The following is an 8126-nucleotide window of genomic DNA, read 5'->3' as shown; positions in this document are numbered from 1 at the left end:
GGTGAGGTGGGGGATGTTTTGAGGGGGAGTTGGTGTGGTTTTGGGGTGGATTTTTGGGGTGTCCGGGGGGTGGAAGCGGCTGTTGGGGTGGGGGAGTTGGGCGTACGGTGGGGGTGCGGAGTGCCGCGTAGAGCAGGGTGTGGTTGATCCCCTAATGTGGCTTTTGTCGTCCACGCCGTCCACGTTCTTGGGGAAGGGACTCATGGAGCGCACCGTTGTCCGTTGTGCTGAGGGACATGTGTTCAGCACCTCCTCGTTCCCGATGCAGCACCTCACCGTCGATCGCATCGGCCCCGGCCGGTTGCTGCGGTGTCCGCGTTGCGCTCGGCTTCGGCACGCGGTGCCGGTAGGAGCCGATAAGCGGTGAGCGGTAGCTGATGAAGTCGCAGGGTGCGGGCCCGGTCCGGTGGGGCCGGGCCTGTGCCGTGGGGGTGTCTGTGATGTGCGTATCCTCTTTGGGTGCTTCTCTCAGACAAGGACATCCGGGCCGAGATCGACGCCGGGCGGGTGCGGATTGATCCGTACGATCCGGCGATGGTGCAGCCGTCGAGCATCGATGTAAGGCTGGACCGGTTCTTCCGGGTGTTCGAGAACCACCGCTATCCGCATATCGACCCGGCGGTGGAGCAGCCCGATCTGACGCGGCTGGTGGAGCCCGAGGGTGAGGACGCGTTCATCCTGCACCCCGGGGAGTTCGTGCTCGCCTCGACGTACGAGGTCGTCTCGCTGCCGGATGACATCGCCTCGCGGCTCGAGGGGAAGTCGAGTCTGGGGCGGCTGGGGCTGCTGACGCACTCCACGGCGGGCTTTATCGACCCCGGGTTCTCCGGGCACGTCACGCTCGAGCTGTCGAATGTCGCGACGCTGCCGATCAAGCTCTGGCCGGGGATGAAGATCGGGCAGCTGTGTATGTTCCGGCTGACCTCGCCCGCGGAGCATCCTTACGGTTCCGCCCGTTACGGCTCCCGCTACCAGGGGCAGCGCGGGCCGACGCCCTCGCGGTCGTTCCAGAGTTTCCACCGGACGAAGGTGTGAGCGGCGTGGGGGAGCAGCGGGAGAACCTTACGTACGAGCGGTTCGGCGCCGCGGTCCGCGAGCTGGCGGAGAAGATCGCCGGGGATGGCTACGAGCCCGACATCGTGCTCTCCATAGCCCGCGGCGGGGTCTTCGTGGCCGGTGGGCTGGCGTACGCGCTCGACTGCAAGAACATCCACCTGGTGAACGTGGAGTTCTACACGGGTGTGGGGACCACCCTCGACATGCCCGTGATGCTCGCGCCCGTGCCCAACGCGATCGACTTCTCCGACAAGAAGGTGCTGATCGCCGATGATGTGGCGGACACCGGCAAGACGCTGAAGCTGGTCCGGGACTTCTGCCTCGGGACGGTCGCCGAGGTGCGCAGCGCGGTGATCTACGAAAAGTCCGCGTCGCTGGTGAAGTGCGAATACGTCTGGCAGCGCACCGACCAGTGGATCAACTTCCCCTGGAGCGTGGAACCGCCCGTGGTGCGGCGGGAGGGGCAGGTGCGGGAAGCCTGACATCGGCCACTGCGCACGAGACGCATGGGATGCATGAGCTGAGGGGCCCGCCGGTGCGGGCCCCTTGTCGTGGTGCCTGTCTTACGGCCTGTGGTGCCGGTGGTGCGGGCCTTACAGCGTCCCCGCCTTACAGCGCTCCCGCCATACTGCGTTCCCGCCTTACAGCGTTCCCAGCTTCAGCAGGCTCAGCAGCGCGATCAGCTGGAGCGCCGACGCGCCCAGCGCCTTCTGCCACGGCAGGTCGTGCGACTTGCTCACCATCGAGGTGAAGAGCGCGCCCGCCGCCAGCCAGGTCACCCAGCCCAGCACCTTCACCAGCGAGCTGTCCCCGCCCAGGAAGAGCGCGAACACCAGCCGCGGCGCGTCCGTGATCGACATGATCAGCATCGACAGGCCGATGGTGGGCGCCCAGGTGCCGTCGCCGCCCAGCTGGCGGGCGAGGGTGTGGGTGACGGCGCCCAGGATCAGCCCACTGATCACCATGGCGACGCCCGCGGTGAGCACCCACGGGATGCTGTTGGACATGGGGGCGTTGAGGACGTCCTTACGGGCGTCATCGAAGCTGAAGACCGCCAGCAGACCGTAGACGAAGGTCACGATCAGCGCCGGGCCCCACACCGCGTAGTCCCGCATCTGCCAGAAGGTGGCCGACGGGCGCAGCACGATGCCGCTCAGCAACTGCTGCCAGTGCAGCCGGGGGCCGACGGGCGGGGCCGTGGAGGAGCCCGCGCGGTACGTCTGCCCGCCGTAGCCGTCGTCGTACGAACCGGGGCCCTGGCCGTACGGGTCGTACGCGTCGGGCGCCTCGCCGACGCTGAACTGCTGCGTATGGCCCGAGTTGTTGTCGGCGTACGTGCCGCCGCCCTGTCCGTACGGTCTCTGCCCCTGGCCGTAGCCTCCGGGGCCGGGGCCCTGCCCGGGCCCGGGGCCGTAGTGGGGGTCCTGGCCGCCGAAATACTCCGGCTCTCCCTGTGAGGAGGGCTGCTGCCACTGCGGCTGCTGCTGACCGCCGTACGGGGCGTTCTGCCCGTATGGCGGCTGCTGCGGCCGCTGCTGCTGCCCTTGTTGCGCGGAGTGGGAGTCCCGTCCGCGTCCGATCCTGAATCCAGCCACCATTCGAACGTACCCGTTCGTCGGGGGGCCGGTGGGGGAGCTGTATGGGCGACCCGGGCATTGCGGCCGAGCTGTGACATCCCCTAGGGGGTCCCTTATGGGTTTTCCGCCGGTGGGGGGTGGGGGTGGCTGGGGGGGTGCCGAGGGCGGCCGGTGGGCATGCGCGGCGCGCCTCCCCTGGTCCGCGTCCGCGTCCGCGTTCGCCGTTCCGAGCCCGCGCCCGCGCTCCTAGTCCGCGTCCGCCTTCGCCTTCGCCTTCGCCGCGAACGGCTTGCTGCTGAAGGCCGTCTTGTCCGTCGTGCCGTCCGTGATCCACCACCACTCGGGACGTTCGCCGTACCGCGAGAAGGCCAGACCGGGGCCCCACGCCAGGACGACCTCGTCCTTACCGTCGCGATCGAAGTCCGCGACGCCGTAGAGCCGGGCCGCGCGTTCGCCCTTACGGATGGTCTTGCCGTCCACGACGGCGGGTGCCGCGCGGGTCAGCAGATGACGTCCGGCGATGCGGGTCGTGGCGGGGTGGGAGCCCCGCAGGGTGAGCAGTTCGACGCCGCCCCGCCCGAGGGAGACGGCCAGTTCATCGGTGCCGTCTCCATTGGTGTCGGCGGCGGCCAGGGTGCCCGACATCCCGGGCACCTTAAGGGGGTGCGGAACCGAACCGGCCGCCTGCGCCGCCCCCTTGTGGTAGACGCTCACCGTCTTGCCGATGTCCGGCCGCTCCGTCTCCACGCCCGGCTCGTCGTCGCGCGTGCCGCTGTCGCCGACCGCGACATCGCGGCGGCCGTCGCCGTCGAAGTCGCCGAAGGTGATCGAGTTGCCCTCGCGCAGCCTGCGGCTCGTATGGCTGAGGCCGTGGGACCCGGCGGTGAGGAGGGCGGAGCCGGACTGGTCGTTGTCGTTGACCGCGTGCACCACCAGATCGGTGGCGCGGGGGCCGTCCGCGGTGTCGGCGATGGTGTCGGCGATGAGATCGCCGATCTCGCCGTGGCCCTCCAGCGGGCTCGCGTACGGCACGGTCCGGGTGGCCTCGCCCGCCCGGTTGAACGGCCCGTACAGCACCAGCAGCGAGTGCCGGTCCGCGCGGACCAGGGCCAGGTCGTGGTGGCCGTCGCCGTTGAAGTCGCCGACGGTCGGGCTCTGGGCGTCCACGCCGTCGTTCGGGCCGGTCAGCTGGACGCGGGCGGCGGAGCGGGCGCGGTGGGGGCCGCCGGGGCCGCCCCAGGAGACGTAGGGGACGGTCCGGACGGTGGCCTGGGTGCGTTCGGTCTCCTGCTTGCCGAGCGGCTCGCCCGCCGTGGTGGTGACGTCGGCGTAGCCGTCGCCGTCGAGGTCGGCCGTGGCCACCTCGGTCGCGCCCGCGACGGTGACGTCCTGGGACGGCAGCCCGAGGTCGCGGTGGCGGAGCACGGTCCGGGTGGCGGGATTCAGCCCGTGGGAGGAGCCGTGGACGAAGGCGATCCAGCTGGGCAGGCCCCCTTTGCCGGACGGGACGGGGACGCGCAGATCGGGGTAGCCGTCACCGTTGACGTCATCCGGCAGCCGACTGCCCTTGCCGTGGGGGACGGGCGCGGTCGCGGTGGGGGTGATGACGGGCCCGGCGGAGCCGTCGCCCTGGCCCTTGGCGCCGTCGTCGGGGCCGCAGGCGGTGAGCAGCAGCGCCAGACAGGCCGTACCGGCGGCGACGGACGTGGCGACGGACGTGGCGACGGAGGTGGTGGAGGTGGTGACGGACGTGGTGACCGAAGCGGCGGCGGAGGCGGCGGCAGGGGCTGTGGGGGCGCCGGGGACGCGGGAGACGCCGGGGATACGGGCGCGGGGGATACGGAGGCCGCAGGGGAAGGAGCGGCGCCGGGGGCCCGGGACGCGGCCGGGTGGTGCTGTGGGGGGATGTGCTGGCGTCATCGGGCCACCTCAACCCATCAGGGCCGCTGACGCCAAGGGGCGCGGCACTTCGTTACGAGGGTGATGCCTGCTGTCCGGGCCGGATCGCGCTCGCTGATCTTTCCGGATGGGGCGGGATCAATCGTTCCGCTTGGCTGTAAAGATGACCTTTAGTGCACAAGGGCCGTCCAGGACATTTACGGATGCGGTGTTGGGCATGATCCTGTAGTGAATTCGCAACGTCGTTGTGAGAAGGGGTACTTCACGGCCAGTATCGGTACGTCCGGCGCGGAACTTCGATGCGGAAAAGCGGGGGCAACCATGTGCTTGACGCACGGTGTGCGGATGATGGGTGGAGCGACGAGACCGGTGAAAGAGGGCACGGGCGGGGTGTAGCCGCGATGTCGGACGGGAGTGCTCGGTCGGCGGCGGATGACGCCGCTCGCCCGCCGCTGAGCGAGGGTGCTAGAAATAACGACATGGCCGGACTCTTCGGTCGACCACGGGCTCCGCTGGCCCGCACGATGACCGACTGGCGCCCGCGCGGTCGGCGTGAGGGGCCCCGTTCGGCATGGGAGCGGCGCGATCAGCGCGGTCAGCGCGATCAAGCCGATGTGCAGGGCTCGCCGGGCCCCGATGACCACTGGGCCCCGCAGGGTCGGCAGAGCACATACGCCCAGCTGAGCCCGCCCGGGCGGCCACCGGTGCGCACCGGCTGGAGGGGCCGCGGATCCAGCCCTGACCGCGGCTCCGGCCCCGGCCCTGGCCGCGGTTCCGGCTCCGGCTCCGGCGGCGGTCCCGGTGATCCCCACGGCCGCGGCTATCGGCGGCGCCCCCGCTGGAGCCCGGTGCGCGGCGTGCGCACCGTGGCCGGGCAGGTCTTCGTCCTGCAGGTCGGCGTCGTGCTGCTGCTGGTCGTGGCCGCCGTCGTGGCGCTCGTCCTGCAGTCCCGCTACGACAGCGAGCGGGAGGCCAGTAACCGCTCCATGGCGGTCGCCGAGAGCTTCGCGAACGCGCCGGGCATGGTGAGCGCGCTGCGCGGCCGGGATCCCAGCGCCGTGCTGCAGCCGCTCGCCGAGCGGGCCCGTAAGGGCTCCGGGGTCGACTTCGTCGTGGCCATGACCCCGCAGGGGATCCGCTACACCCACCCCAACCCGAACCGCATCGGCAAGCACTTCATGGGCAGCATCCGCCCGGCGGCCGAGGGCCGGACGGTCCAGGAGACCTTCACCGGCACGCTCGGCCTGTCCGTACGGTCCGTGGTGCCCGTCAAGGACGGCCAGGGGAAGGTCGTCGGCCTGGTCTCGGCCGGTATCACGATCAAGAAGGTGAGCGGCGCCGCCGACCACCAGCTGCCGCTGCTCTTCGGCGCGGCCGCCGCCGCCATGGCGCTCGCCACGGCGGGCACGGCCCTGGTCAGCAGGCGGCTGCGGCGCCAGACCCACGGGCTGGACCCGTCCGAGATGACGCGGATGTACGAGCACCATGACGCGGTGCTGCACTCGGTGCGCGAGGGCGTGCTGATCGTCGGCGGCGACCGACGGCTGGTGCTGGCCAACGACGAGGCGCGCAGGCTCTTCGACCTCCCGCCGGACGCCGAGGGCCGCCTGGTGTCCGAGCTCGGTTTCGATCCGCACACCGCCGCGCTGCTGGTGTCCGGGCGCCCCGCCACCGACGAGGTCCATACGGCGGGTGAGCGGCTGCTGTCCGTCAGCCACCGCCCCACCGACCGCGACGGCGGCCCGCCGGGCAGCGTCGCCACCCTGCGCGACACCACGGAGCTGCGGGCGCTGTCCGGAAAGGTCGACCTCGCTCGCAACCGCCTCAAGCTGCTGTACGACGCGGGCGTCTCCATCGGCACCACGCTGGACGTGGTGCGCACCGCCCAGGAGCTGGCGCAGTACGCGGTGGCCCGGTTTGCCGACTACGTCTCGGTGGACCTCGCGGACTCGGTGCTGCGCGGTGAGGAGCCCCCGGACGGGGTCTCGGGCACCAGCGCCCAGGAAGCGGGCTCGGGTGACGCCGTGGCGGCCGCGGACGGCGACCGTACGGTGCTGCGCCGTACGGCCCTCAGCGGCATCCGCGACGACGGCCCGCTCTACCCCCTCGGCATGCTGATCGAGTTCGGCCCGAGAGCGCCCCAGGCCCGCGGCTTCCGCAGTGGAGCGGTCACGGTCGAGCCGGTGCTGGGCGACTTCAGCGGCTGGCAGGAGCAGGACCCCGACCTCGCCCGCCGGATCGTGGACTACGGCATCCACTCGATGATCACGATCCCGCTGCGGGCCCGGGGCGTCGTCCTGGGCGTGGCCAGCTTCATGCGCGCGGAGAAGCCGGAGCCCTTCGAGGAGGACGACGTCTCCCTCGCGGAGGAGCTGGTCACCCGGGCCGCCGTGAGCATCGACAACGCCCGCCGCTACACCCGTGAGCACACCATGGCGGTGACCCTCCAGCGCAGCCTGCTGCCCCGGATGCTGCCGGAGCAGAACGCGCTGGACGTGGCGTACCGCTATCTCCCTGCGGAGTCGGGGGTGGGGGGTGACTGGTTCGATGTCATTCCGTTGCCGGGGGCGCGGGTGGCGTTGGTGGTGGGGGATGTGGTGGGGCATGGTCTGCATGCGGCGGCCACGATGGGGCGGTTGCGGACGGCGGTGCACAATTTCTCCACGCTCGATCTCCCGCCGGATGAGATCCTTTCCCACCTTGACGATCTCATCGCGCGGATCGACCAGGACGAGGGTCCGGGCGGGCCGGACGGCGACGGCAGCGGTGGCGGCGGTGGCAGTGAGGGCATCACCGGGGCGACGTGTCTGTACGCGATCTACGATCCGGTGACGCGGCGTTGCACGATGGCGCGGGCCGGTCATCCGCCGCCCGCGCTGGTGCGTCCGGACGGTTCGGTGGAGTTCCTTGACCTGCCCGCGGGGCCGCCGCTCGGCCTGGGCGGGCTGCCGTTCGAGACGTCGGAGCTCGAGCTGCCCGAGGGCAGCCATCTGGTGCTCTACACGGACGGGCTGATCGAAAAGCGCGACCGCGACATCGACACCGGTCTGGAGATGCTGCGCGGCGCCCTGTCCCACCCCGGCCGGACGCCTGAGGACGCCTGTACGGCGGTGCTTGACGCGCTGCTGCCCGATCGGCCGAGCGATGACATCGCGCTCATCGTGGCCCGTACGAGGGTGCTGGAGCCCGGTCTGACCGCCGACTGGGAGGTGGCGTCCGATCCGGCGCGGGTGGCCGGGGTGCGCGCCGCGGTGGCCCGGAAGCTGGCGGAGTGGGACCTGGGCGATGTCGCGTTCACGACCGAGCTCATCCTCAGCGAGCTGATCACCAACGCGATCCGCTACGCGACCGGCCCGATCCGGGTACGGCTGCTCTGCGACCGCAGCCTGATCTGCGAGGTCTTCGACACCAGCAGCACCTCCCCGCATCTGCGGTACGCGGGGACGACGGACGAGGGCGGCCGGGGGCTGTTCCTGGTCTCGCAGTTCGCCGACCGCTGGGGCACCCGCTACACGGCGGACGGCAAGGTCATCTGGACCGAGCAGGCGCTGCCGCCGTCGAAGAACAACGGCAAGCCGAGGCCGTAGACGTACC

At 71.1% G+C, this 8126-nt stretch carries 5 protein-coding genes; 3 read left to right on the top strand and 2 right to left on the bottom strand.

The genetic code is table 11. The features are described from left to right. Positions 1-459 precede the first annotated feature (459 nt). On the top strand, positions 460-1035 hold the full coding sequence (gene dcd, locus VT50_RS07140) for a dCTP deaminase (protein WP_020869751.1): 576 nt from the start codon (positions 460-462) through the stop codon (positions 1033-1035). Between the two features lie 5 nt (positions 1036-1040). After that, complete coding sequence (locus tag VT50_RS07135; RefSeq protein ID WP_046090064.1) at positions 1041-1538, top strand: phosphoribosyltransferase; 498 nt, start codon at positions 1041-1043, stop codon at positions 1536-1538. A gap of 159 nt (positions 1539-1697) precedes the next feature. Here VT50_RS07135 and VT50_RS07130 read toward each other — a convergent pair whose 3' ends face one another. Together VT50_RS07130 and VT50_RS07125 are read right to left on the bottom strand one after the other, a co-directional pair. Beyond that, positions 1698-2654 (bottom strand): Yip1 family protein, encoded by a 957-nt coding sequence (locus VT50_RS07130; RefSeq protein ID WP_046090065.1) that lies wholly within the window; start codon positions 2652-2654, stop codon positions 1698-1700. A gap of 225 nt (positions 2655-2879) precedes the next feature. Further along, positions 2880-4553, bottom strand: a complete 1674-nt coding sequence (locus VT50_RS07125; protein WP_053048818.1) for an FG-GAP repeat domain-containing protein — start codon at positions 4551-4553, stop codon at positions 2880-2882. 458 nt (positions 4554-5011) lie between these two features. Between VT50_RS07125 and VT50_RS07120 the strand changes: the two genes are divergently transcribed. Continuing rightward, on the top strand, positions 5012-8119 hold the full coding sequence (locus VT50_RS07120) for a SpoIIE family protein phosphatase (protein ID WP_240529072.1): 3108 nt from the start codon (positions 5012-5014) through the stop codon (positions 8117-8119). The last annotated feature ends 7 nt before the right edge of the window (positions 8120-8126 follow it).

Origin of the sequence: Streptomyces antioxidans, from assembly GCF_000968685.2 — a bacterium.
Classification (GTDB): Bacteria; Actinomycetota; Actinomycetes; order Streptomycetales; family Streptomycetaceae; genus Streptomyces; species Streptomyces antioxidans.
The sequence above is the reverse complement of the archived record's forward strand: the minus strand, read 5'-3'. Positions and strand labels throughout refer to the sequence as shown.